18 protein-coding genes and 5 pseudogenes are annotated in these 24,428 nt (G+C 65.6%); 14 read left to right on the forward strand and 9 right to left on the reverse strand.

Annotated features, from left to right (window positions below; genetic code table 11):
* The first annotated feature begins 49 nt into the window (after positions 1-49).
* Positions 50-765: pseudogene (locus FOM02_RS15330) on the forward strand (MgtC/SapB family protein).
* A gap of 101 nt (positions 766-866) precedes the next feature.
* Positions 867-1,196: a hypothetical protein gene (locus FOM02_RS15335; protein WP_027562891.1), complete on the forward strand. Its 330-nt coding sequence runs from the start codon at positions 867-869 to the stop codon at positions 1,194-1,196.
* A gap of 130 nt (positions 1,197-1,326) precedes the next feature.
* Here the strand turns inward: FOM02_RS15335 and FOM02_RS15340 are convergent, their stop codons facing one another.
* The 4 genes and pseudogenes from FOM02_RS15340 to FOM02_RS15355 all read right to left on the reverse strand — a co-directional run bounded on the left by FOM02_RS15340 (position 1,327) and on the right by FOM02_RS15355 (position 5,237).
* Positions 1,327-2,769, reverse strand: a complete 1,443-nt coding sequence (locus FOM02_RS15340) for a homospermidine synthase (protein WP_027562892.1) — start codon at positions 2,767-2,769, stop codon at positions 1,327-1,329.
* A gap of 68 nt (positions 2,770-2,837) precedes the next feature.
* Positions 2,838-3,227, reverse strand: a complete 390-nt coding sequence (locus FOM02_RS15345; RefSeq protein ID WP_027562893.1) for a RidA family protein — start codon at positions 3,225-3,227, stop codon at positions 2,838-2,840.
* 149 nt (positions 3,228-3,376) lie between these two features.
* Positions 3,377-3,963, reverse strand: a pseudogene (locus FOM02_RS15350) (GNAT family N-acetyltransferase).
* 131 nt (positions 3,964-4,094) lie between these two features.
* Positions 4,095-5,237: a type III PLP-dependent enzyme gene (locus FOM02_RS15355; protein ID WP_027562895.1), complete on the reverse strand. Its 1,143-nt coding sequence runs from the start codon at positions 5,235-5,237 to the stop codon at positions 4,095-4,097.
* On the opposite strand from FOM02_RS15355, the gene FOM02_RS15360 reads away from it, so the two are divergent.
* Positions 5,236-5,424, forward strand: a complete 189-nt coding sequence (locus FOM02_RS15360) for a hypothetical protein (protein WP_164938904.1) — start codon at positions 5,236-5,238, stop codon at positions 5,422-5,424. The two genes, FOM02_RS15355 and FOM02_RS15360, sit on opposite strands and share 2 nt — an antisense overlap.
* Before the next feature lie 485 nt (positions 5,425-5,909).
* Here the strand turns inward: FOM02_RS15360 and FOM02_RS15365 are convergent, their stop codons facing one another.
* A complete protein-coding gene (locus tag FOM02_RS15365) occupies positions 5,910-6,164 on the reverse strand; it encodes a hypothetical protein (protein WP_027562896.1) in 255 nt (84 codons plus the stop codon).
* A 137-nt stretch (positions 6,165-6,301) separates the two neighbouring features.
* On the opposite strand from FOM02_RS15365, the gene FOM02_RS15370 reads away from it, so the two are divergent.
* The 3 genes and pseudogenes from FOM02_RS15370 (at position 6,302) to FOM02_RS15380 (ending at position 10,119) form a co-directional block, all read left to right on the forward strand.
* Complete coding sequence (locus FOM02_RS15370; protein ID WP_027562897.1) at positions 6,302-8,383, forward strand: M3 family metallopeptidase; 2,082 nt, start codon at positions 6,302-6,304, stop codon at positions 8,381-8,383.
* Entirely contained in the window at positions 8,383-9,021 is a 639-nt protein-coding gene (locus tag FOM02_RS15375; RefSeq protein WP_027562898.1) for a DUF1007 family protein, read from the forward strand. The genes FOM02_RS15370 and FOM02_RS15375 overlap by 1 nt, the downstream gene beginning before the upstream one ends.
* Positions 9,012-10,119, forward strand: a pseudogene (locus FOM02_RS15380) (nickel/cobalt transporter). Before FOM02_RS15375 ends, FOM02_RS15380 begins: the two are co-directional and overlap by 10 nt.
* 151 nt (positions 10,120-10,270) lie before the next feature.
* On the opposite strand, the gene FOM02_RS15385 reads toward FOM02_RS15380, so the two are convergent.
* On the reverse strand, positions 10,271-10,669 hold the full coding sequence (locus FOM02_RS15385) for an MAPEG family protein (protein ID WP_027562900.1): 399 nt from the start codon (positions 10,667-10,669) through the stop codon (positions 10,271-10,273).
* Between the two features lie 81 nt (positions 10,670-10,750).
* Between FOM02_RS15385 and hemH the strand changes: the two genes are divergently transcribed.
* From hemH to FOM02_RS15405, 4 genes and pseudogenes are all read left to right on the forward strand, one after another.
* Complete coding sequence (gene hemH, locus FOM02_RS15390; RefSeq protein WP_027562901.1) at positions 10,751-11,788, forward strand: ferrochelatase; 1,038 nt, start codon at positions 10,751-10,753, stop codon at positions 11,786-11,788.
* Between the two features lie 11 nt (positions 11,789-11,799).
* Complete coding sequence (locus FOM02_RS15395) at positions 11,800-12,768, forward strand: ABC transporter substrate-binding protein (protein WP_027562902.1); 969 nt, start codon at positions 11,800-11,802, stop codon at positions 12,766-12,768.
* A gap of 239 nt (positions 12,769-13,007) precedes the next feature.
* Positions 13,008-14,019, forward strand: a pseudogene (locus FOM02_RS15400) (SPFH domain-containing protein).
* A gap of 21 nt (positions 14,020-14,040) precedes the next feature.
* Positions 14,041-14,484 (forward strand): NfeD family protein, encoded by a 444-nt coding sequence (locus FOM02_RS15405; protein ID WP_027562904.1) that lies wholly within the window; start codon positions 14,041-14,043, stop codon positions 14,482-14,484.
* Positions 14,485-14,613: 129 nt separating this feature from the next.
* Here FOM02_RS15405 and FOM02_RS15410 read toward each other — a convergent pair whose 3' ends face one another.
* Positions 14,614-14,979 (reverse strand): winged helix-turn-helix transcriptional regulator, encoded by a 366-nt coding sequence (locus tag FOM02_RS15410; protein ID WP_051378331.1) that lies wholly within the window; start codon positions 14,977-14,979, stop codon positions 14,614-14,616.
* Between the two features lie 72 nt (positions 14,980-15,051).
* Here FOM02_RS15410 and FOM02_RS15415 point away from each other — a divergent pair, with 72 nt between their 5' ends.
* Complete coding sequence (locus FOM02_RS15415; protein ID WP_027562905.1) at positions 15,052-15,603, forward strand: carboxymuconolactone decarboxylase family protein; 552 nt, start codon at positions 15,052-15,054, stop codon at positions 15,601-15,603.
* A 36-nt stretch (positions 15,604-15,639) separates the two neighbouring features.
* On the opposite strand, the gene FOM02_RS15420 is transcribed toward FOM02_RS15415, so the two are convergent.
* Positions 15,640-16,587 carry an alpha/beta hydrolase gene (locus tag FOM02_RS15420; protein ID WP_027562906.1) on the reverse strand — a complete coding sequence of 316 codons (948 nt, stop codon included), beginning with the start codon at positions 16,585-16,587 and terminating at the stop codon, positions 15,640-15,642.
* A 222-nt stretch (positions 16,588-16,809) separates the two neighbouring features.
* Between FOM02_RS15420 and FOM02_RS15425 the strand changes: the two genes are divergently transcribed.
* Together FOM02_RS15425 and FOM02_RS15430 are read left to right on the forward strand one after the other, a co-directional pair.
* The gene (locus tag FOM02_RS15425; protein WP_027562907.1) at positions 16,810-17,277 is read left to right on the forward strand and encodes an Hsp20 family protein; all 468 of its coding nucleotides are present in this window, start codon (positions 16,810-16,812) and stop codon (positions 17,275-17,277) included.
* Positions 17,278-17,425: 148 nt separating this feature from the next.
* A complete protein-coding gene (locus tag FOM02_RS15430; protein WP_027562908.1) occupies positions 17,426-18,196 on the forward strand; it encodes an alpha/beta fold hydrolase in 771 nt (256 codons plus the stop codon).
* A gap of 239 nt (positions 18,197-18,435) precedes the next feature.
* On the opposite strand, the pseudogene FOM02_RS15435 reads toward FOM02_RS15430, so the two are convergent.
* Positions 18,436-19,123 (reverse strand): annotated as a pseudogene (locus tag FOM02_RS15435) (hypothetical protein).
* A 492-nt stretch (positions 19,124-19,615) separates the two neighbouring features.
* Between FOM02_RS15435 and gltB the strand changes: the two are divergent.
* Positions 19,616-24,349, forward strand: coding sequence for a glutamate synthase large subunit (gene gltB / locus FOM02_RS15440; protein WP_092215673.1), 4,734 nt, complete (start codon positions 19,616-19,618; stop codon positions 24,347-24,349).
* The last annotated feature ends 79 nt before the right edge of the window (positions 24,350-24,428 follow it).

The raw sequence follows: 24,428 nt of genomic DNA on the forward strand, positions 1-24,428 counted from the left end.
GGAGCCGTGGGCACGCTTCGCTTTGCCCACCCTCCGGCAGCTGACATTCATGCGGTTTCTGACGACCTTCCAGCTTGCTGATTTCGCCGACACGCTGGTCAGCCTGTTCACGGCCTTCGTGCTGGGCACGCTGATCGGCGCGGAGCGGCAATACCGCCAGCGCACCGCGGGCCTGCGCACCAACGTGCTGGTCGCAGTGGGAGCGGCCGCCTTCGTCGATCTCGCCATGCATCTGGACGCGCCGACGGTGCCGTGCGGGTGATCGCCTATGTCGTCTCCGGCATCGGCTTTCTCGGCGCCGGTGTCATCATGAAGCAGGGCATGGACGTGCGCGGGCTCAACACCGCGGCGACGCTGTGGGCCTCGGCCGCGGTCGGCTCCTGCGCGGGCGCGGACATGGTCGCGCAGGCGGCCGCGCTCACCGTGTTCGTCATCGCCGGCAACACGCTGCTGCGCCCGCTGGTCAACGCCATCAACCGCATCCCGCTGAACGAGAAGGCGCTGGAAGCGACCTACTACTTCAAGCTCGCGGTCGCGACCGACGCGTTGCCCGACATGCGCGACCGCCTCGTCGACAAGCTCGAGGCCGCGAAATATCCGGTGGCCGATGTCGAGGTCGCCGAGATCGGCGAGGACAATCTGGAGATCGTCGCAAAGCTGGTGGCCACAGCGGTCGACCCGAACGAGCTGAATGCGGTGGCGACCGATCTCCAACACCTGCCGGGCGTGCGTCACGCGACCTGGGAAGTCAGCACGACGGAGTGAGCGCGGCGCTTTGGCGCGCAGGGGATAGGTTCCCGCTCATTCGGCCCCGGAACCGGCGTGCCCCAGTTTCGTTGATCCCGCGGACAAACGCGGTGATCGATATGCCCGGCCAGAATGACAAGCGCAGACTGAAGCTCGACCTGACAATCGCCTGTTCGCTGTTCGCAGCAGGCGTCGTGGTGTCGGTGGTGTCACTGGCGCAAATCCGCGCCGAAAGCCGGATGCAGACGGCGCAAGCGACGCAGCCGCTCCAGGGCACGCCGTCCGACGAACAGAGCAAGACGCCCGCGGAGTCCAAGCCCGGCGGCGACCGGCCGACCACGCCGGCCCCCGAGCCGGCGCGCCCCGATCCGCAGACGCAGGGCGCGGCAAAGCCGGTGTTGCCACCGGCTCCGGCGGAGAAGGTCGCGCCGCCGATCGAGAAGAAGTAGGTTTCTCTGTCATTCCGGGGCGCGCGAAACGCGAGCCCGGAATCCATTCATCCGCACGTATTGCCGCCCGATGGATTCCGGGCTCGCGCCAAGTGGCGCGCCCCGGAATGACGGGGCGAGAGAGCCTGCCTCACCGCACCAGAATATTCCTGAACTGCCAGGGATCGCTGGTGTCGATGTCCTCCGGGAACAGCCCCGGACGATCCGTCAGTGGCGTCCAGTCGGTATAAAAGCCCTTCACCGGGCCAAGATACGGCAGCTGGATTTCGAGCAGGCGATCGAAATCCATCTCGTCGGCTTCGACGATGCCTTCGTTCGGGTTCTCCAGCGCCCAGACCATGCCGCCGAGCACGGCGGAGGTCACCTGCAGGCCGGTGGCGTTCTGATAGGGCGCAAGGGCGCGGGTCTCTTCGATCGAGAGCTGCGAGCCGTACCAATAGGCATTGTTGTCGTGTCCGAACAGCAGCACGCCGAGCTCGTCGATGCCGTCGACGATCTCGTTCTCGTCGAGGATGTGGTGCTTCTCCTGCATCTTGGCGGCGCGGCCGAACATCTCATGCAGCGACAGCACGGCATCGTCGGCGGGATGATAGGCGTAGTGGCAGGTCGGCCGGTAGACGGCCTTGCCGGAGGCGTCACGCACCGTGAAGTAATCGGAGATCGAGATCGATTCGTTGTGGGTGACGAGGAAGCCGTACTGCGCGCCGCGGGTGGGGCACCAGGTGCGCACGCGCGTGTTGGCGCCGGGCTGCATCAGATAGATGGCAGCACCGCAGCCGGCCTCGTGGGTCCGCGCATTCTCCGGCATCCACTTCTCGTGGGTGCCCCAGCCGAGCTCGGACGGCTGCACGCCTTCCGACAGGAAACCTTCCACCGACCAGGTGTTGACGAAGACATCAGGCTCCTTCGGCTTCTTGGAGCGCTGGGTGTCGCGTTCGGCGATGTGGATGCCCTTGATGCCGGCCTGCCGCATCAAATCCGCCCATTCGGCCTTGGTCTTCGGCCGGGGAGCATTGAGCTTGAGATCGGCGGCGACATTGAGCAGCGCCTGCTTGACGAAGAAGGAGACCATGCCGGGATTGGCGCCGCAGCAGGAGACGGCCGTGGTCGAGCCCGCCGGGCGCGCCCGCTTGGCGGCCAGCGTCACTTCGCGCAGGGCGTAGTTGGAGCGCGCTTCCGGGCCCTTGGACGCATCGAAATAGAAGCCGAGCCAGGGCTCGTTGACGGTATCGATGTAGAGCGCGCCGAGCTCGTTGCAGAGCTCCATGATGTCGGTCGAGCCGGTATCGACCGAGAGATTGACGCAAAAGCCCTGGCCGCCGCCTTCGGTCAGCAGCGGGGTCAGCAGCTCGCGGTAATTGTCCTTGGTCACGGCCTTCTGGATGAAGCGCACATTCTGTTGCTCGCAATGCGCCTTGCGGCCCTCGTCCTTGGGATCGATCACGGTGACGCGCGACTTGTCGTAGTCGAGATGCCGCTCGATCATCGGCAAGGTGCCTTTGCCGATGGAGCCGAAGCCGACCATGACGATGGGACCGGTGATCTTCGCGTAGATCTGCGAGGGGTGGCTCATGGGATGGTTTCTCCGGAACGTGCTGGCGAACGAAAGGTGAGGGGGTGGATCAGGCGCTGCGGCGCTTGTCAGACGCTGCGGCGCTTGGCGGTGACTTCGATCTCGACCTTCATCTCGGGCTTGGCGAGGGCGGAGACGACCAGCAACGTCGCCGCCGGCCTGATGTCGCCGAGAACCTCGCCGCAGACGGCGAAGTGGGCATCGATGTAGCTGGCGTCGGTGACGTAGTAGGTCGCACGGACGATATCGGCCATCTCGAATCCGCCCTCCTTCAGGGCGGCTTCGATGGTCTTGAAGCAGTTGCGTGACTGGCTCGTGACATCGGCCGGCATCGTCATCGTCGTGTAATCGTAGCCGGTGGTTCCCGCGACGAAGGCGAAATCGCCATCGATCACGGCGCGGCTGTAGCCGACGGTCTTCTCGAGCGGGGAGCCGGTGGAGATCAGGCGACGAGACATGTTTTGGACCTCGACTGAAAGGGGTGTTTCGCGGGGTTAAAAGGCGTTTCCGGCGCCTGCGCAACCCCAAAGGAAGAGGCTTGGCGCAGGCGCGGCCGGGCGTTGCCGCAGGATGCTGCGGCTTCGGTCTTCGCTATGAAAGCGATCCCTTAGGCCGCGTGCGCGTGGAGGGCGCGAACCGCCCTCCGTTTGGGCAGGGCCGCGCCGGTCGGGACGATCATCCCCTCGGCGCCATCGAGCACACCGTCGGTGAGCTCGATTGCCAGCAGGCGGTCGCGTTCGAACGGGCCGGGCAGCGACAGCGCGCCGGTCTTCTCCGCCGAGAAGCCGAAGCGGGCGTAGTAGGGGGCATCGCCGAGCAGGATCACGGCTTCATGCCCGCGCGCCCGGGCGGCGGCCAGCGCTTGATGCATCAGCGCGGCGCCGATCCCGAGCTCGCGGAAGGCAGGGTCAACCGCAGCGGTCCGAGGACCAGAGCGGGCCTGCCTCCGGCGCTGACGTGCCACAACCGCACGGTTCCCACGAGTGTCCCCTCGCGCACGGCCGACAGGGCAAGGCCTGCGGCAGGTGCGCGCCCGTCGCGGAGGCGCTGGCAGGTGCGGCCATGGCGATTCTCGCCAAAGCACGTATCGAGCAACGCTTCACGCATCGCGACGTCGGCAGCACGTTCCGCACGGATCGCGAACGGAGCGGCTTTCGAAGTGAGGGCGACTTGTGGCTTCCGAGGAGCAGTCATGGCGCGTCAGTCCCCGCTTGAGCCGACGCGCGTGCAGCACGCCGGTCCAAGACGTCGTCAGAAATCGAAGATGTCAGGGAGGAGCCGGCAAGCCGGCTCCCGGGTTCGTCAGGCCTCAGAAGAGAGGCAGCTTAGATGTGGTACGTCTTGAGCGGCGGGATACCGTTGAACGCCACAGCCGAGTAGGTCGACGTATAGGCCCCGGTGCCTTCGATCAGCAGCTTGTCGCCGATCTCGAGCGTGACGGGGAGCGGGTACGGGTTCTTCTCGTACAGCACGTCGGCGCTGTCGCAGGTCGGGCCGGCGAGCACGCACGGGGTCATGTCCGCGCCGTCATGCGGGGTGCGGATGGCGTAGCGGATCGACTCGTCCATGGTCTCGGCGAGACCGCCGAACTTGCCGATGTCCAGGTACACCCAGCGCACCTCGTCCTCGTCGCTCTTCCTCGAGATGAGCACGACCTCGGACTCGATGATGCCGGCGTTGCCCACCATGCCGCGGCCCGGCTCGATGATGGTCTCCGGAATCTGGTTGCCGAAGTGCTTGCGCAGCGCACGGAAGATCGAGCGGCCGTAGGTCACGACCGGCGGCACGTCCTTCAGGTACTTGGTCGGGAAGCCGCCGCCCATGTTGACCATGGACAGGTTGATGCCGCGCTCGGCGCAGTCGCGGAACACCTGCGAGGCCATCGCCAGCGCACGATCCCACGCCTTCACCTTGCGCTGCTGCGAGCCAACATGGAAGGAGATGCCGCACGGCTCCAGGCCCAGGCGCTTGGCGACGTCGAGCACGTCGACGGCCATCTCCGGGTCGCAGCCGAACTTGCGGGACAGCGGCCACTCGGCGCCGGCGCAGTCATAGAGGATGCGACAGAACACCTTCGCGCCGGGAGCGGCACGGGCGACTTTCTCGACCTCGGCGGCGCAGTCGACCGCGAACAGGCGAATGCCGAGCGCGAAGGCGCGCGCGATGTCGCGCTCCTTCTTGATCGTGTTGCCGAAGGAGATGCGGTCGGGCGTCGCACCTGCGGCCAGCGCCATCTCGATCTCGGCGACCGTCGCGGTGTCGAAGCAGGAGCCCATGGAGGCGAGCAGGGACAGCACTTCCGGCGCCGGGTTCGCCTTGACGGCGTAGAACACGCGGCTGTCGGGCAGCGCCTTGGCGAAGCTCTGGTAATTGTCGCGCACGACCTCGAGGTCGACGACGAGGCACGGCTCGGTGTCGAGACCTTCCTTGCGGCGGTTGCGCAGGAATTCCTGGATACGTTCGGTCATGGCACTCTCCAACGGTCCCAGCGACGGGATCCGCATCAACGTGACGTCGGATAAGAGTGCTTCGGCCACATCGCGCGATGGAGGCGCGTTGAGGCCAAAAAACTCAAACCAGACTGTGCTGCCGTGGATTGGTTGGGAGAGCTTCCCGCCCGCACACCTGGCAATGAAGGACAAGCCTTTTCAGTAGCCCGCGCCGGCGTTGGACTGCCGGTAGAGACCAAAAAAGCCCGATCCGTCGTTGCTTTAAGTCGCGTCCCCCGTTGAGAGCGGGGTGCGCCGGTTCGCCTCCGGCTGCCAGTCACGGTTGCAAAAAGTGAAGTCACCTTCGACAAGGCATCTCTTGAGAGAGATGCTGGGCTCCGGGTTTGCTTCGGTCGTTCGACTATTCAGTCTTCGACTTCCGCACTTCCGAAGAGCCCCTCGGCTTCTTCACCCCTTGGCGGCTGTCCGGCCTCTTGTCCGGATACCTACCGACTGACACACGACCACAGGCACGTGCGAAATTGGGCAAGACCGCACATAAGCGTTTTGACTCTGGTTCGCAAGAATTTTTTTAGGCTGCGGACAGAATTGCCTAACGTCTGCTTGCGCAGTGTTGCGCGAGCGACGCGGAAGATGAACGTGCGTTAAGTTTTCTGTGTCGCGCGCGTGTTGCTCACGCGCGTGTGCGCGTCAGCGGCGCTTGGTGAAGGGCTCGACGCGCTGAGCTGCGCGGATGAACGCGGTCATCACGAGCACGCCGAGCGTGAACAGCACGGCTTGCAGGATGTGCGTGCCCTGGTCGCCGAGACCGAACAGGATCGCGAGCGCCCAGCCACCGGCAAAGGCCGCGCCGAACACCTCCGCGCCGATCAGGATCGCGGCGCTGATGACGGTGATGACGCTCGGCCAGACGATCTGGCGGGAGGACGAGGAAGGCGCGTTCATGAACTCTGGGATCCCAAGGCTTCGAGGGCCGCAATCTCCCCGAAAAGCCGGTCGGGAGCAAGGGCAAATGGCCCAAAAAAGCCCCATGGCGTGCTATAGCTGCTCGCAACAAATCGGCTCAAAAATCGGGACTTGTGATGTCAGAACCCCGCCAGAATACGGACACCGAGATCAATCCGCTGCTGAAGGCCTGGGTGACGCCGTTCGCGACCCCGCCGTTCGACGAGATCAAGCCGGAGCACTTCGTCCCCGCCTTCGAGCAGGCCTTCGCCGATCACTCCGCCGAGATCGCGGCGATCACCAATGATCCGGCCGCGCCCGACTTCGCCAACACCATCACGGCGCTGGAGCGCTCGGGCAAGCTGCTGAGCAAGGTCGCGGCGGTGTTCTACGACCTCGTCTCGGCGCATTCCAATCCGGTCATCCTGGAGATCGACAAGGAAGTCTCCTTGCGGATGGCGCGGCACTGGAATCCGATCATGATGAACGCCGTGCTGTTTGGTCGCATCGCTCATCTGCACGAGAACCGCGCCAATCTCGGTCTCACCCCCGAGCAGCTCCGCCTGCTGGAGCGCACCTACACCCGCTTCCACCGCTCCGGTGCCGGCCTCTCGGAGGAGGCCAAGACGCGGATGGCGGAGATCAACGAGAAGCTCGCCCAGCTCGGCACCGGTTTCAGCCATCATCTGCTCGGCGACGAGCAGGAATGGTTCATGGAGCTCGCCGAAGCGGACCGCCAGGGCCTGCCGGAGAGCTTCGTCGCCGCCGCCAGGGCTGCGGCAGAAGAGCGCGGCATGGCAGGCAAGGCCATCGTGACGCTGTCGCGCTCCTCGACGGAGCCGTTCCTGAAGAGCTCGGCGCGGCGTGACCTCCGCGAGAAGGTCTACAAGGCCTTCACCGCGCGCGGCGACAACGGCAATGCCAACGACAACAACGGCACCATCGTCGAGATCCTCAAGCTGCGGGAGGAGAGCGCCAGACTCCTGGGCTACCCGACCTTCGCCGCCTACCGGCTGGAGGATTCCATGGCCAAGACGCCGGACGCGGTGCGCGGCCTCCTGGAGCGGGTCTGGAAGCCGGCCCGCACGCGGGCGCTGGCCGACCGCGACGAGATGCAGGCGCTGATCACGGAAGAGGGCGGTAATTTCAAGCTCGCGCCCTGGGACTGGCGCTTCTATGCCGAGAAGCTCCGCCTCCAGCGCGCCAATTTCGACGATTCCGCGATCAAGCCATATCTGACGCTCGACCATATGGTCGCCGCCGCCTTTGACTGCGCCACGCGCCTGTTCGGCATCACCTTTGAGGAGCGCAAGGACGTTCCCACCTGGCACCCCGACGTCCGGGTCTGGGAGGTGAAGGGGCCTGATGGCAAGCACAAGGCGCTGTTCTACGGCGACTACTATGCCCGGCCGTCGAAGCGGTCCGGCGCCTGGATGACCTCGCTGCGTGACCAGCAGAAGCTCGACGGCGACATCGCGCCGCTCGTGATCAATGTCTGCAACTTCGCCAAGGGGGCCAATGGCGAGCCCTCGCTGCTGTCGCCCGACGATGCCCGCACCCTGTTCCACGAGTTCGGCCACGGCCTGCACGGCATGCTCTCCAACGTGACCTATCCGTCGCTGTCCGGTACCTCGGTGTTCACCGACTTCGTCGAGCTGCCCTCGCAGCTCTACGAGCACTGGCAGGAGCGGCCCGAGGTGCTCCAGCAGTTCGCCCGCCACTACCAGACCGGCGAGCCGCTGCCGGACGATCTGCTCCAGCGCTTCCTCGCCGCGCGAAAGTTCAACCAGGGTTTTGCCACGGTCGAGTTCGTCTCCTCGGCGCTGGTCGATCTCGAATTCCACACCCAGCCGGCCGAGGCCGCACAGGATGTGCGCGCCTTCGAGAAGAAGGAGCTGGAGAAGATCGGCATGCCCGAGGAGATCTCGCTGCGCCACCGGCCCACCCAGTTCGGCCACATCTTCTCCGGCGATCACTACGCCGCGGGCTATTACAGCTACATGTGGTCCGAGGTGATGGACGCCGACGCCTTTGGCGCCTTCGAGGAGGCCGGCAACATCTTCGACCCGGCAGTCGCAAAACGCCTGCACGACGACATCTACTCCTCAGGCGGATCGGTCGACCCGGAAGCCGCCTATGAGGCCTTCCGCGGCCGCCCGCCGGAGCCCGACGCGCTGCTGCGCCGCCGCGGCCTGCTCGACGACGCCAAGGCGGCCTGATGGGCATGCGCGTCCTGTTGGGGATATTGCTCGCCGCCGCGATGATCCTCGCGGCAGGCGTGGCGAGCGCGCATCCGCATGTCTGGATCACCGCGACCAGCGAACTGCTTTATGCGGAGGACGGCTCGATCACCGGCGTCCGCCACGCCTGGACCTTCGACGATATGTTCTCGGCCTATGCGGTGCAGGGGCTCGAGGCCAAGAAGAAGGGCGCCTATACGCGCGAGGAGCTGGGGCCGCTGGCGCAGACCAATGTCGAGTCGCTCAAGGAATACGCCTATTTCACCTTTGCGAAAGCCGACGGCAAGAAAGAGCGCTTCAATGAGCCGGTCGACTACTTCCTCGACTACAAGGATACGGTGCTGACCCTGCACTTCACGCTGCCGCTGAAGAATCCGGTCAAGCCCAAGCAGCTGGTGCTCGAAGTGTTCGACCGCTCCTTCTTCATCGACTTCCAGATGGCCAAGGGCAATCCGGTCAAGCTGGTCGGCGCGCCCGCCGGCTGCCAGATGAAGCTCGACCGTCCCAGCGACGGCACTGCGACCGCGCAGAAGCTCAACGAGCAGACCTTCATGAGCGGCGAGAACACCAATTTCGGCATGATGTTCGCCAACAAGATCACGGTGGATTGCCCTTGACCGGTCGTCTTCAGTCTCCGCTCGCCCGCGGGCTGCTCGCCTGCGCTGCGGTCGTCGTCGTGCTGGGCGTGGCCGATGCCGCGCTCCATGATCTCCTCGCGCAAAATCCCTTTGGCGCGCCGCGCCCGGCGCAGGCGGCCGAACCCGAAGCCAGCGGCATCGTCGGCTGGCTGCTGGCAAAGCAGTCGGAATTCTATCGTCAGATGTCGACGACCATCCGTGCCGCGAAGTCCGACGGTTCGGCGGTGTGGACCTTGCTCTTCATCTCGTTCGCCTACGGCATCTTTCATGCCGCCGGCCCCGGCCATGGCAAGGCGGTGATCGCCTCCTATCTCGTCGCCAACCGCGAGACCGCCCGGCGCGGCATCGCGCTGTCGTTCGCCTCGGCGCTGATGCAGTCGGTGGTCGCGATCCTGATCGTCGGCATCTCGGCGTGGATCCTGAACGCCACCGCCAAGACCATGTGCAAGGCGGAGGGCGCGATCGAGATCGCGAGCTACGCCCTGATCGCGCTATTTGGCCTGCGCCTCGTCTGGGTCAAGGGCCGCACCTTCATCCGCGCGCTCCAGGCGGCCCAGCCGGTGCCGGCGATCGCCGGCGTGCCGCATGACCATCATGATCACGGCCATCACCATCATCATGATGCGCATGGTCACCACGATCACCATCACCACGATCACAGTCACGCCCATGCCCATGATCACGCCCACGATCACGCCCATGACCATCACGGGCATGACCACGTCCACGACGAGCATTGCGGCCATTCCCATGGTCCGACGCCAAGCGAGCTTGCCGGCCCCGGCGGCTGGCGGCGCGGCTTTGCGGCGATCCTGACCGTCGGCATCCGTCCCTGTTCGGGGGCGATCCTGGTTCTGGTGTTCGCGCTGGCCCAGGGCCTGTTCTGGGCCGCATCGCCGCGACTCCGATGGGCTCGCACCGCGATCGACGGTCGCGGCCATCGCCGTCGCCGGCCGCGACGGCGGCGGCGCGCTGTTCATGCGCGGCATCGAATTCGCCGCGGCTGCCGTCGTGCTGCTGTTCGGTGCGGGGCTGTTGTTCGGCTACATCGCCGCCGAACGGACGACGTGTTTTTGAGGCGAACTCTCGTGCCCCGGACGCAGCGCAGCGCGTAGCGTTGCGCCGCTGAGCCGGGGCCCATTTCACGGCACGGTAACGTGTGGCCTTCTGGGTCCCGGCCCTGCGGAGCAGCGCAAGAGCGCTGCACCGCGTCGGGGACACGGCACCTTCACACCGGCAAAAACCTCATCAGCGCCGGCATGAAGAAGATCCCGAGATTGATCGCGAAGCCGATGCTCCAGAGGATCGAGCGCAGCGTCGGGCGGTTGCCGAGATAGGTCAGCACATAGGCGATCCGCACGATCAGGAACAGCACCGCGAGCTCGTCGATCAGGCGCTGCGGCGAATCCCGGAATTCGGCGAGCAGGACGGCGAAGGCGAAGAACGGGAAGGTCTCGATGCCGTTCTGGTGGGCGCCGAGCGCGCGCTGCGCGATGGCGTCCGCATAGAAGGCGGGATCGCGCGGCCGTGAATTGTCGAAGCCGCGAAACCTGATCCATTTGATCGAGACGATCGTCGACAGATAAAGCAGCACCGCTCCGAAGACGCACCATTCCGCGAGTGTCATCTTTCCTCCCCCGCTTGGATGCGACCCTAGCGAAACCCGCCTCATCTTGACAAGTTCGGGGCAACGCGCGACGCAACGGCCATGACGAACGTTGTCCCCATCGAGACTGCGAAGGCGGCCGTGCAGTCCGGCCGCCCGCGGGTCGGCGTGCTCCTGGTCAATCTCGGCACACCCGATACGGCCGATGCGCCCGGCGTGCGGGTCTATCTCAAGGAGTTCCTTTCGGACGCCCGCGTCATCGAGGACCAGGGCCTGATCTGGAAGCTGGTACTGAACGGCATCATCCTGCGCAGCCGCCCGCGCACCAAGGCGCTCGACTACCGGAAGATCTGGAACAATGAGCGCAACGAGTCGCCGCTGAAGACCATCACGCGCTCGCAAGCCGACAAGCTCGCGGCCGCGCTGTCGGACCGCGCGCATGTCGCCGTGGACTGGGCGATGCGCTATGGCAATCCGTCGATCAAGGCGGGCATCGACGCGCTGATCGCCAAAGGCTGCGAGCGCATCCTGGCCGTGCCGCTCTATCCGCAATATTCCGCCTCGACCTCGGCGACCGTCTGCGACGAGGTGTTCCGCGTGCTCGCGCAGCTTCGCAACCAGCCGACGCTGCGGGTGACGCCGCCATACTATGATGACGAGGCCTATATCGAGGCGCTCGCGACCTCGATCGAGACGCATCTGGCGACGTTGTCCTTCAAGCCGGAGCTGATCGTCGCCTCTTTCCACGGCATGCCGAAATCCTATGTCGACAAGGGCGATCCCTATCAGAGCCACTGCATCGCCACGACCGAGGCGCTGCGCCGCCGGCTCGGCATGGACGAGACAAAGCTGCTGCTGACCTTCCAGTCGCGCTTCGGCAATGACGAGTGGCTCCAGCCCTACACCGACAAGACCATGGAGCGGCTGGCGAAAGAAGGCGTGCGCCGGATCGCGGTGGTGACGCCGGGCTTTTCCGCCGATTGCCTCGAGACGTTGGAGGAGATCGCGCAGGAGAACGCCGAGATCTTCAAGCACAATGGCGGCGAAGAGTTTTCCGCGATCCCCTGCCTCAACGACAGTGAGCCCGGGATGGACGTGATCCGCACCCTGGTGCTGCGCGAGCTTCAGGGCTGGATCTGATGGTTCGTCCCGTGAGTCGCCGCGACTGTCTGGCGCTTCTCGGGATGACCGCCGCGCTGCCGACCGCAGTGCTGGCGCAGCAGCCGAACGCAACGCGCCGGCTCGGCGTGCTGTCGGTCATTGCGGGCGATGAGGTGATCGGCCAGACACGCCTGGCCGAGGCGCTCGCCACCCATGGCTGGAAGGAGCAGGATAATCTGAGGGTCGACTGGCGCAGCGGCGCCGGAGATCGCGCGCGCATCGCCCGGCTTGCCGACGAGCTGATCGCGCTCAAGCCCGACGTCCTGCTCGCGCTCGGCACGCCCTCCGTCGAGGAACTGCGTCAGCGCACCACGACGATCCCGATCGTGTTCGCCGTCGTCACCGATCCCGTCAGCCAGGGCTTTGTCAAAAACCTTGCCCATCCCGGCGGCAACATCACCGGCTTCACTGATTACGACGGCCCGCTCGCCGGCAAATGGCTGGAGATGCTGACTCAGGTCACGCCCAGGGTGTCCCGCGTCTTCGTCGTCTACAACCCCGCCACCGCGCCGTTCGCGCCCCTGATGCTGCGCACGGTCGAGGAGGCGGCTCGGACCCTGCACGTGACGGTCGAGCCCGCGCCGATCCATGATGCCGCCGCGATCGCGGCGCTGGCCGCGCGCAAGGAGGGCGGCTTCCTGGTGCTGCCCGATTTCTTCACCATGGCCAATCGGATGCAGCTCCTGGCGGCGATCAGCGAAGCGCACGTGCCGGCGGTGTTCTGGAGCCGCACCTTCGTCGACGACGGCGGGCTGATGTCCTACAGCACTGACAGTGCCGAGCAGTTGCGGCGCGCGGCGTCCTATATCGACCGCATCCTCAAGGGCGCGCAGGCGGCCGACCTCCCGGTTCAGAACCCCACAAAGTTCGAGCTGGCGATCAACCTCAGGACCGCGAGGGCGATCGGCGTCACGGTTGCTCCGGGCCTCATCGCACTCGCGAACGACGTCATCGAATGACGTTCTCGAAACGGACGCCTTGCCGGATTCGTTAATTTTCGTCGGTAGGTCTGCGCCCGCACGCTTTCAAGAGCCCGTTGCAAATACATATCGTGACCATTCCCTCCTTCTCCGTCTTGTGCAGAATTGGGCCGATACCGACGTGAATCGCGACCGCTGAACCGGTAGGGTCGCGCTCCCGACCAATGACGGCGCGGGAGAGGGCTTTCCTGCCTTGTTTTTCCCGCCTTGGAGGAAATATGAGCGGCTTCGACATTTTCGCGATTGTTCTGGTGTTGCTCGTCATCGCCACGCTGCTGGCCGGCGTGAAGACGGTGCCGCAGGGCTATGACTGGACCATCGAGCGGTTCGGCAAATACACGCAGACGCTGAGCCCCGGGCTCAACCTGATCGTGCCCTATTTCGATCGCGTCGGGCGCAAGATCAACATGATGGAGCAGGTGATCGACATTCCCGAGCAGGAGGTCATCACCAAGGACAATGCCACCGTGACGGTGGACGGCGTGGCTTTCTTTCAGGTGTTCGACGCGGCGAAGGCGAGCTACGAGGTCGCCAACCTCACCCAGGCGATCACGGTTCTGACCATGACCAACATCCGCTCGGTGATGGGCTCGATGGATCTGGACCAGGTGCTGTCGCATCGCGACGAGATCAACGAGCGCCTGTTGCGCGTCGTCGACGCTGCGGTCTCGCCCTGGGGCGTCAAGGTCAACCGCATCGAGATCAAGGACATCGTGCCGCCCGCCGATCTCGTCGAGGCGATGGGCCGGCAGATGAAGGCCGAGCGCGTCAAGCGCGCCGACATTCTCGCCGCCGAGGGCCAGCGCCAGTCCGAGATCCTGCGCGCCGAGGGCGCCAAGCAGGGCCAGATTCTCCAGGCCGAGGGGCCGCCGCGAGGCCGCCTTCCGCGACGCCGACGCGACGCCGAGGCGCGCGAGCGCCTCGCCGAGGCCGAAGCCAAGGCGACGCTGGCGGTGTCGGAAGCCATCGGCAAGGGCGACGTCGCCGCGCTGAACTATTTCATCGCCGACAAGTATATCAAGGCGTTCGGCCAGTTCGCGGACGCGCCGAACCAGAAGATCATCATGCTGCCGATGGAAGCGACCAGCATGCTCGGCTCGCTCGGCCGGCATCGGCGAGATCGCCAAGGCGACGTTCGGGGAGAGTGCCGCATCGGCTACGGCCGCGGCCCGTCGCGGCGGTTCGGTGCCGTCGTCAGGCCCGACGCCGCCGGCCGTGCCGCCGCAGTAGGGCATTTGGAGAGGTCGTGTCATGACCGACATGTTCGCATCGCTCGGCAACTGGAATTGGCTGATCTTCGGCTTCATCCTGATGGCGCTGGAGACGATCGCGCCGGGCGTATTCCTGTTCTGGCTCGGGCTTGCGGCCTTGCTGGTGGGCCTGGTCTCGTTCGTCGTCACGATGTCCTGGCAGATCCAGCTCGTGATGTTCGCGATCTTCGCGGCAGCGGCCGTGCCGGTGTGGCGGCGGCTCGCCCGTCCGAAGCTGGACGCCAGCGCCAGCCCCTTCCTCAACAAGCGCACCGAGGCGCTTCTCGGCCGCGAGTTCACGCTGGAGAAGCCGATCATCGACGGCTCCGGCACGGTCCGCATCGGCGACACCGTGTGGCGCGTCGCCGGCCCCGATACGCCGGCAGGAACGCGGGTGAAGGTGGTGCAGGTGGACGGCGCGAATTTGACCGTGGCGGTGACCTGAGGATTCTTCGCCTCTCCCCGCTTGCGGGGAGAGGCCGGATTGCATCGCAGATGCAATCCGGGTGAGGGGGACTCTCCGCGGGTCCGTGTGTCACCGTCTGCGCGGAGGCTCCCTCTCACCCCGACCCTCTCAGCGCGAGCGCTCGTCGCGGCCCCGCAAGCGGGGAGAGGGGGAAGAGCCCTTCCACCGCTCCGCAAACCGGTGCAGCGGCATGAATGTCTCGCACAACTCCCGCCCGAGCGGTGTCAGCCCGTAACCGCCGCCTTCGCCGAGCTCCACGAAACCCGCCTCGCGCAGCTCCGTCAGCCGCGCCTGCAGCACCGTCGGCGAGGCCTCGTCGCAGGCCGTGCGCAAGCTGCGTGAGGTGAGCGGGACATCGCGCAATTCCCAGAGGATCCGCAGGCTCCAGCGCCGGCCGAGCAGATCGAGCAAGGCCATGATCGGCCGCCCGGTGCGCGAGCCGCGGACATTCCCTGATGCTGCCTTTTTCGCCATCGAATCCCTCTTGCGCGACGCTACATAAAGTGTAGCGTTATGCTACGGTAAATGTAGCAACGGAGACGGCCGATGTCCGAGGTCACACCGCGCATTGCGCCGCTGGAGGCGCCTTATCCACCGGAGATCCAGGCGCAGTTCAACCGCATCATGCGCGGGGCGCCACCGCTGCTGCTGTTCCGGGTGATGGCGGGCAACACCCGCGCCTGGGACAAGTTCCGCGCCGGCGGGCTTCTTGATCCGGGTCCGCTGTCCTTGCGCCAGCGCGAGATCGTGATCGATCGCACCTGCGCGCTGACCCGATGCGAATATGAATGGGGCGTGCATGTCGCGATCTTTGCCGGCCCGGCACGGCTCACCGAGGACGAGATTCGCGCCACCGTGCAAGGCGATGCAGCCTCGCTGTGCTGGTCGCCGGCCGAGCAGGCGCTGATCGCGGCGGTCGATGCGCTGCATCAGCACGCGACCTTGAGTGACGACGAATTCGCCGCGCTCTCGGCGCATTACGATGCGGCGCAGATTCTCGAGATCATGCTTCTGTGCGGCTTCTACCGCACGGTGTCCTATCTGGCGAACGGGCTGAAGCTGCCGCTGGAAGAGAACGCGGCGCGGTTTCCGCAATAGACGTCCTCTCCCGCGGAGCCGGGGAGGGGACTTGCCTCACCCGAACAGCGGCGTGCCCGGCACGAAGGCGTCGAAGGCGGCCCAGAACTGCGAGCGGTAGCGGTCCTGTTCCTGCAGGATCTCGTGCTTGGCCCCGGCGATCACGAGATGCGAGCCGGCCCGCAGATGGTAGGCGAACTCCTCGATTGCCGCGGTCGAGACCACGGTGTCATTCGAAGCGGCCAGCATCAGGATCGGCTGGCGGATCTCGGAGGGGTAGTTCATGCCCTTGAAGGTGTGCATCGCGCGGAACGCGGTGTCGGCCCAGGCCACCGTTGGCGAGGCCAGCCCCAGCGTCGGGTCCTCCTCCAGGATCGCGGCATTGCGCGCATAGCGTACGGGATCGCTCGTCACGGGATTGTTGATGAAGGGATCGAGCCCGGTGAGGCGGTCGCTGCCGCCGGGAACGTAGCGGCCGCCCTGCCCGAGCAGGCGCATCGTCTTGAGCAGCGCGCGCACCGGAAACGAGGTGGTGCGGCCGGGCAGGTCGATCATCGGCGCCGACAGCACCATGCGGTCGAACCAGCGCTTGCCCGCATGCGCCACCCGCAGCAGCACGGTGCCGCCCATGGAGTGGGCGAGCGCGAAGAACGGCGGCGGACAGTCCGGCAGCACCACCTGCTGCACGAAGGCCTCGACGTCGGTTTCGAAATCGGCGAAGTCGCGCACATAGCCCTTGCGCGGATCGCGCAGGCGGCGCGCGGAATGACCCTGGCCGCGCCAGTCGATCATCGCCACCGCAAAGCCGCGGTCGCGCAGGTCGCGCACGGTCTCGAAATATTTCTCGATCTGCTCGCTGCGCCCGGTGAAGACGCAGACCGTGCCCTTGCGGTTCGCCGGCGGAGCCCAGCGCGCAAAGCGCAGCTCGACGCCGTCGGACGTCTTGATCGTGCCGCTGACGCAGTCTTCGGGAACGGGGTTGGACGGAATCGAGACCAGCGTCATGATGGGGAGTGCGTGGGCGCCAAGTGCTGCAAATCAAGGGGCGGGAGCGTCGAAAAGGCGCCAATGCCGCCCTCTTGAACGCCGTCTCGTGCCACCCATATCATTTTCGTGCAGGCCGCTACCAGTGTTTCGGAACCGGAACATCAGGCTGCACACAGACTAAAGCCCGGCCCGATTGGCGGGCGGGTAACCTGAACAGTCGCTCAATGGAGGACTTGAACCATGCGTACCTATGACCTCACCCCGTTTTATCGTTCCACCGTCGGCTTCGACCGCCTCTTCAACCTGCTCGACCAGGCCGGTTCGGACGGCAGCCCCGGTTATCCCCCCTATAACATCGAGCGTACCGGCGAGAATGCCTACCGCATCACCGTTGCGGTCTCCGGCTTCTCCAAGGACGAGCTCTCCATCGTCGCGAAGGAAAACACGCTGACGATCAAGGGCGAGAAAGTCGCCAACGAGAACAGCAAGTCCGAGGTGCTCTATCGCGGCATCGCGGCGCGTGCCTTCGAGCGCGCCTTCCAGCTTGCCGACTTCGTGCAGGTGAAGGATGCCTCGCTCGAGAACGGGCTGCTTCATGTCGATCTCGTGCGCGAGATTCCCGAAGCCAAGAAGCCGCGCCAGATCGCGATCAACGCCGCCGCGCCAAAGGCGCAGGTGATCGAGAACTCGGCCGCGCAAGCCGCCTGAGACAAGCGACCTCCAGGTTGCGAAAACGCCCCGGTGCCCCGGGGCGTTTTTTCATTTTGCATCGCATCACAGAACGGTGAGGACCGTAACGCCGCGGCCTCACGCTCCGTCCTTTGGGCATCGCACCCGAACAAGACGGAAGATGATCATGTCACTTTGGCGCAGCCTTTTCGTCGCCGCGAGCCTTTTGGCGGCTCCGCTCAGCCTCGCTCACGCGCAGACACCGCAAACCGTGAAGGCCAAGAACGTCGTGCTGGTGCACGGCGCCTGGGCTGACGGCTCGAGCTGGTCGGAAGTGATCCCGATCCTCCAGGCCGCCGGCCTCCATGTCACCGCCGTGCAGAACCCGCTGTCGTCGCTTGTGGACTCCGTCGAGGCAACCAAGCGCGCGCTGGCCGAGCAGGACGGGCCGACCGTGCTGGTCGCGCATTCCTGGGGCGGCACCGTGATCAGCCAGGTCGGCACTGATCCGAAGGTCACCGGCCTCGTCTATGTCGCGGCACGCGCGCCTGATGCGAACGAGGATTTCGTCGCGCTCTCGAAGCAGTTTCCGACCGGCCCGGTGCGCGCCGGTATCGTCGAGCGCGACGGCTACACCAAGCTGTCCGAAGAGTCGTTCCTGAAGTACTTCGCCAACGGCGTGAAGCCGGAGCAGGCGAGGGAGCTCTACGCCGTGCAATGGCCGACGGCCGCCTCGATCTTCGCCGGCCGCACCACGGAAGCCGCGTGGCGCTCCAGGCCGAGCTGGTACGCAGTGTCGAAGAACGACTACACCATCAATCCCGATCTCGAACGCTTCCTCGCCAAGCGCATGAACGCCACCACCGTCGAGCTCGATGCCGGCCACCTCTCGCTGGTGTCGCATCCGAAGGAGGTCGCGAATCTGATCCTGGAAGCCGCGGGGTATCCGCGGAGCTGAGGTGATTGCGTGAGTGCAAAAGGCGCCTGCAATCTCAGGCGCCTTTTGTCTTGCTCCACTATCTCCCCGCCGTCGTCCCTGCGAACGCAGGGACCCATAACCTCAGGGAGCAGTTTGGCGATGATTCGGAGTTCGGGACTCGCTCCTCATCCCCACCGATCAATCACGCGGTATGGGTCCCTGCGTTCGCAGGGACGACACCGTTTGTGTGGTCATCCCATCGCATCTAACGCGCAGCGCTAATCCAGCCCCTGCGCGGCCGGCATGTCCTGCGTCGGTAGGATGGTCGGAGCAGGCTTGGCTTGCCCGACGGTCGGAACTGCGGCTTGCGGCGCCGTCTCGGCGGGTTTTGGCTGCGCGGCCGCCGTCTGCTGCTGCTGCGGGCAGCGGCACGGTGCGGCTGGCGACATGCGGGATCGGGGCGGGCGGACGCGGCGGTCCGCCACGGACCATGGTCGGCGGCGGCAGTGCGCTTTGCGGGCGGTAAGGTGCAACCGCGGGCTCTTCATACGAAGGCGCCATGCCATAGGCATCGGCGGCCGGCATGAAGCGGATGATCCGGCCGTCCCGGGCGTCGATCACGAGCCGGCCGTCATCGCCATGGCGGTCGATCACCGCGATGGTGTAGACGCTGCCGCGCAGGCGCGGGATGCCGAGCGGCGAGAAGCCGTTCTCGCGCAGCACGGCGTAAACCTCGGTGGGCGGCAGCAGCACCGGGGCAGGCCCGCGCTCCTCATAGCCATAGCCATAGCCATAGCCGTAACGCGGCGGCGGTGGCGGCGCGTCCGGCGGGGCATAGGGCCCGTCGAAATCCGACACGGCGATCATGGCTCCGCCGCCGCTTCCGTTCGCCGGAACCTGCGCTTGCACCCCGGTCGCAGCCATCGCCAGCGCGGCGGCGGCCACACATCCTGTGAAAAACTTCATGGTCGACACGCTCCTGTCAGGGCCCCGGATGCTCGTGCTCTTTCGCTTCTTGCGGCGTGACGCGCCTTCCGAAGGGCCGATCCGAAGCTTCATTTGCGATTTCGGCGCGGCTTGGGCCGGATCAGGGCGCGTTTGCTTCAAAACCGGGGCTGCGCAACTTTCGGAAAGCGATTGATTGACTTATCGGGAATCGGGACTTCCACGCGCTTGTGTGCTAGACAAAAATTTGGCAAGGTGATGGTTAGGACAGGAAGACTGTCTCAATTTTGCTCGCGGTTCCGGCACAGGGATTGCAGCGAAAGCTGGCACTTTCGAGCGCCAGGAAGGTACCAGGCAAAGCCGTTCTCGGGGACGTAGAACGCCTAGGCCTGAATTTAAGAAAATGCGGCTCGCAAGCGGACGAGCGGTGACCCAGAGGCGGGTGCCGCGGAACGCCCAAGGTGCGCCGAAGATGGCGGTGAGACAGCTTGCCGCACGGAGAGGACAGGAACAATGAACGGGTCGCAATTCGAGCGCGCAAACATCGTGGCAGAACAGCTGTCGGCGACGGTCGCCTCGAAACCGGCCGATCCGATTCAGGAGCACAATTCCCGTCCGGCCGCTGAAGGCCTCTACGATCCGAGCCTGGAGAAGGACAGCTGCGGCGTCGGCTTCATCGCCAACATCAAGGGCAAGAAGTCCCACGAGATCGTCTCCGACGCGCTGAGCATCCTCTGCAATCTCGAGCATCGCGGCGCTGTCGGCGCCGACCCGCGCGCTGGTGACGGCGCCGGCATTCTGGTGCAGATCCCGCACGCCTTCTTCAGCCGCAAGGCCAAGGAGCTCGGCTTCGCGTTGCCGGCTCCGGGCGAATACGCCATCGGCGCGCTGTTCATGCCGCGCGACACCGCCTGGCGCAACGTCATCAAGAGCATCATCGCCGACCAGATCAAGGAAGAGGGGCTGACCCTGCTCGGCTGGCGCGACGTGCCGACCGACAATTCCTCGCTCGGCGTCACCGTGAAGCCGACCGAGCCCGCGTGCATGCAGGTGTTCATCGGCCGCAACGGCGTTGCCAAGACCGAGGACGATTTCGAGCGCCGGCTCTACATCCTGCGCAAGTCGATCTCGCAGGCGATCTACCAGCGCCGCGACCGCGGCCTTGCCGGCTACTATCCCTGCTCGATGTCCTGCCGCACCGTGATCTACAAGGGCATGTTCCTCGCCGACCAGCTCGGCAAGTACTATCCCGATTTGCACGAGAAGGACTTCGAGAGCGCGCTCGCGCTCGTTCACCAGCGCTTCTCGACCAACACCTTCCCGGCCTGGTCGCTGGCGCACCCGTACCGCATGATCGCGCATAACGGCGAGATCAACACGCTGCGCGGCAACACCAACTGGATGGCGGCGCGCCAGGCCTCGGTGAGCTCCGAGCTCTACGGCAAGGACATCAACCGCCTCTGGCCCATCTCTTATGAAGGCCAGTCCGACACGGCCTGCTTCGACAACGCGCTCGAATTCCTGGTGCAGGGCGGCTACTCGCTGCCGCACGCCGTCATGATGATGATTCCGGAGGCGTGGGCCGGCAATCCCCTGATGGATGAGAAGCGCCGCGCCTTCTACGAATATCATGCCGCGCTGATGGAGCCGTGGGACGGCCCCGCCGCGATCGCCTTCACCGACGGCCGCCAGATCGGCGCCACGCTCGACCGCAACGGATTGCGGCCGGCGCGCTATCTCGTGACCAAGGACGACCGCATCGTGATGGCGTCCGAGATGGGCGTGCTGACGATCCCCGAGGATCAGATCATCACCAAGTGGCGCCTGCAGCCCGGCAAGATGCTGCTGGTCGATCTCGAGCAGGGCCGTCTTATCCCCGACGACGAGATCAAGGCCGAGCTCGCCAAGAGCCATCCCTACAAGGAGTGGTTGGAGCGGACCCAGATCGTGCTGGAGGAGCTGCCGAAGGTCCCGACCACCGGCGTGCGCTCGAACCTGTCGCTGCTCGATCGCCAGCAGGCGTTCGGCTACAGCCAGGAAGACATCACCATCCTGATGACGCCGATGGCGGCCACGGGCGAGGAGGCAGCCGGCTCGATGGGCAACGACACGCCGATCTCGGCGCTGTCGGACAAGGCCAAGCCGCTGTTCACCTACTTCAAGCAGAATTTCGCGCAGGTCACCAACCCGCCGATCGACCCGATCCGCGAGGAGCTGGTGATGAGCCTCGTCTCGATCATCGGGCCGCGGCCGAACCTGTTCGACCTGCAGGGCATGGCCACGACCAAGCGCCTCGAAGTGCGCCAGCCGATCCTGACCGATGCGGATCTGGAAAAAATCCGCTCGATCTCTGATGTCGCCGAATCGCACTTCAAGTCGCGCACGCTGGACACCACCTTCCACGCCGGCCTCGGCGCGGCGGGCATGGACCAGGTGCTCGACGAGCTCTGCGCGCGGGCCGAGAGCGCGGTGCGCGAGGGCGTCAACATCATCATCCTGTCCGACCGCATGGTCGGCACCGACCGCGTGCCGATCCCGGCACTGCTGGCCTGCGCCGCCGTGCATCATCATCTGATCCGCGTCGGACTGCGCACCTCGGTCGGTCTCGTCGTCGAGTCCGGCGAGCCGCGCGAAGTGCATCACTTCGCCTGCCTTGCCGGCTACGGCGCCGAAGCGATCAATCCTTACCTCGCATTCGAGACCATCATCGCGATGAAGGACCGCCTGCCCGGCTCGCTCGACGACTACGAGATCGTCAAGCGCTACATCAAGTCGATTGGCAAGGGCCTGCTCAAGGTGATGTCCAAGATGGGCATCTCGACCTACCAGTCCTATTGCGGCGCGCAGATCTTTGACGCGGTCGGCCTCAAGGCGGACTTCGTGTCGAAGTTCTTCGCGGGCACGCATACCCGTGTCGAAGGCGTCGGCCTTGCCGAGATCGCCGAGGAAGCCGTGCGCCGCCATGCCGACGCGTTCGGCGAGGCGCAGGTCTACAAGACCTCGCTCGACGTCGGCGGCGAATATGCCTATCGCAGCCGCGGCGAGGACCATGCCTGGACCGCCGAATCGGTGTCGCTGCTCCAGCACGCCGCGCGCGGCAATTCGCAGGAGCGCTACCGCGCCTTCGCCAAGATCCTCAACGAGCAGTCGGAGCGCCTGCTGACGCTGCGCGGCCTGTTCCGGATCAAGAACGCCGATGAAGAGAAGCGCAAGCCTGTGCCGCTCGACCAGGTCGAGCCGGCCAAGGACATCGTCAAGCGCTTCGCCACCGGTGCGATGAGCTTCGGCTCGATCTCGCGCGAGGCCCACACCACGCTCGCGATCGCCATGAACCGGATCGGCGGCAAGTCGAACACCGGTGAAGGCGGCGAGGAAGCCGACCGCTTCAAGCCGATGCCGAACGGCGATTCCATGCGTTCGGCGATCAAGCAGGTCGCCTCGGGCCGCTTCGGCGTCACCACGGAGTATCTCGTCAACTCCGACATGATGCAGATCAAGATGGCGCAGGGCGCCAAGCCCGGCGAGGGCGGCCAGCTGCCCGGCCACAAGGTCGACGCGACCATCGCCAAGGTGCGTCACTCGACGCCGGGCGTCGGCCTGATCTCGCCGCCGCCGCACCACGACATCTACTCGATCGAGGACCTCGCGCAGCTCATCTACGATCTCAAGAACGTCAACCCGACGGGCGACGTCTCGGTCAAGCTGGTCTCCGAGATCGGCGTCGGCACGGTCGCCGCGGGCGTTGCCAAGGCGCGCGCCGACCATGTCACCATCGCGGGCTTCGAGGGCGGCACTGGCGCTTCACCGCTGACCTCGATCAAGCACGCCGGCTCGCCCTGGGAGATCGGCCTTGCCGAAACCCACCAGACCCTGGTGCGCGAGCGGCTGCGCAGCCGCATCGTGGTCCAGGTCGACGGCGGCTTCCGCACCGGGCGTGACGTCGTGATCGGCGCGCTGCTCGGGGCCGACGAGTTCGGCTTCGCCACTGCGCCCCTGATCGCGGCCGGCTGTATCATGATGCGCAAGTGCCATCTCAACACCTGCCCGGTCGGCGTCGCCACCCAGGACCCCGTCCTGCGCAAGCGCTTCACCGGCCAGCCCGAGCACGTGATCAACTACTTCTTCTTCGTCGCCGAGGAAGTCCGCGAGATCATGGCTTCGCTCGGCTTCCGCACCTTCAACGAGATGATCGGCCAGGTTCAGCTGCTCGACCAGACCAGGCTGGTCGCGCACTGGAAGGCCAAGGGCCTCGACTTCTCGAAGCTGTTCGTCAAGCAGAAGGAAGAGAAGGGCCAGAAGATCTATCACTCCGAGCGCCAGAACCATCATCTGGAAGCGGTGCTCGACCGCGCGCTGATCGAGAAGGCGACGCCTGCGCTCGACCGCGGCGCGCCGGTGAAGATCGAGGCCACGATCAACAGCACCAACCGCTCCGCCGGCGCGATGCTGTCGGGCGCGGTCGCCAAGATCTACGGCCATGCCGGCCTTCCGCACGACACCATCCATGTCGGCCTCAAGGGCACCGCCGGCCAGGCCTTCGGCGCCTGGCTCGCGCACGGCGTCACCTTCGAGCTCGAGGGCGAAGCCAACGACTATGTCGGCAAGGGCCTCTCCGGCGGCAAGATCATCGTCAAGCCGCCGCGGAACGGCGGCATCGTGCCGGAAGAGAGCATCATCGTCGGCAACACCGTGATGTACGGCGCGATCGAGGGCGAGTGCTACTTCCGCGGCATCGCCGGCGAGCGCTTCGCCGTGCGCAACTCGGGCGCCGTCGCGGTGGTCGAGGGCGCGGGCGATCATTGCTGCGAATACATGACCGGCGGCATCGTGGTCGTGCTCGGCAAGACCGGGCGCAATTTCGCGGCCGGCATGTCGGGCGGCATTGCCTATGTGCTGGACGAGACCGGCGACTTCGACAAGCTGTGCAACCTCAGCATGGTCGAGCTCGAGCCGGTCTTGTCGGAAGAGCTGATCAACGCCGGCACCTACAATCACGCCGGTGACCTCGAAGCGCACGGCCGGGTCGACGTGTTCCAGAACCTGCTCGATTCCGACGTCGAGCGTCTGCACGTCCTGATCACGCGCCATGCGAAAGCGACCGGCTCCCGGCGCGCCGCCGAGATCCTTGCCAATTGGAAGGACTGGCTGCCCAAATTCCGCAAGGTGATGCCGGTCGAGTACCGGCGCGCACTGCGCGAGATGGCCGCCAACGCGGACGCCGAGCCGAAAATCGCGATCGGGGCGTAATTCTCACCTCGCGTCATTCCGGGGCGCGCAAAGCGCGAACCCGGAATCTCGCAAAGATAACCTCCAGGTTCCGGGTCTG

It is taken from the genome of Bradyrhizobium sp. SEMIA, from assembly GCF_014844175.1.
Taxonomy (GTDB): Bacteria; Pseudomonadota; Alphaproteobacteria; order Rhizobiales; family Xanthobacteraceae; genus Bradyrhizobium; species Bradyrhizobium arachidis.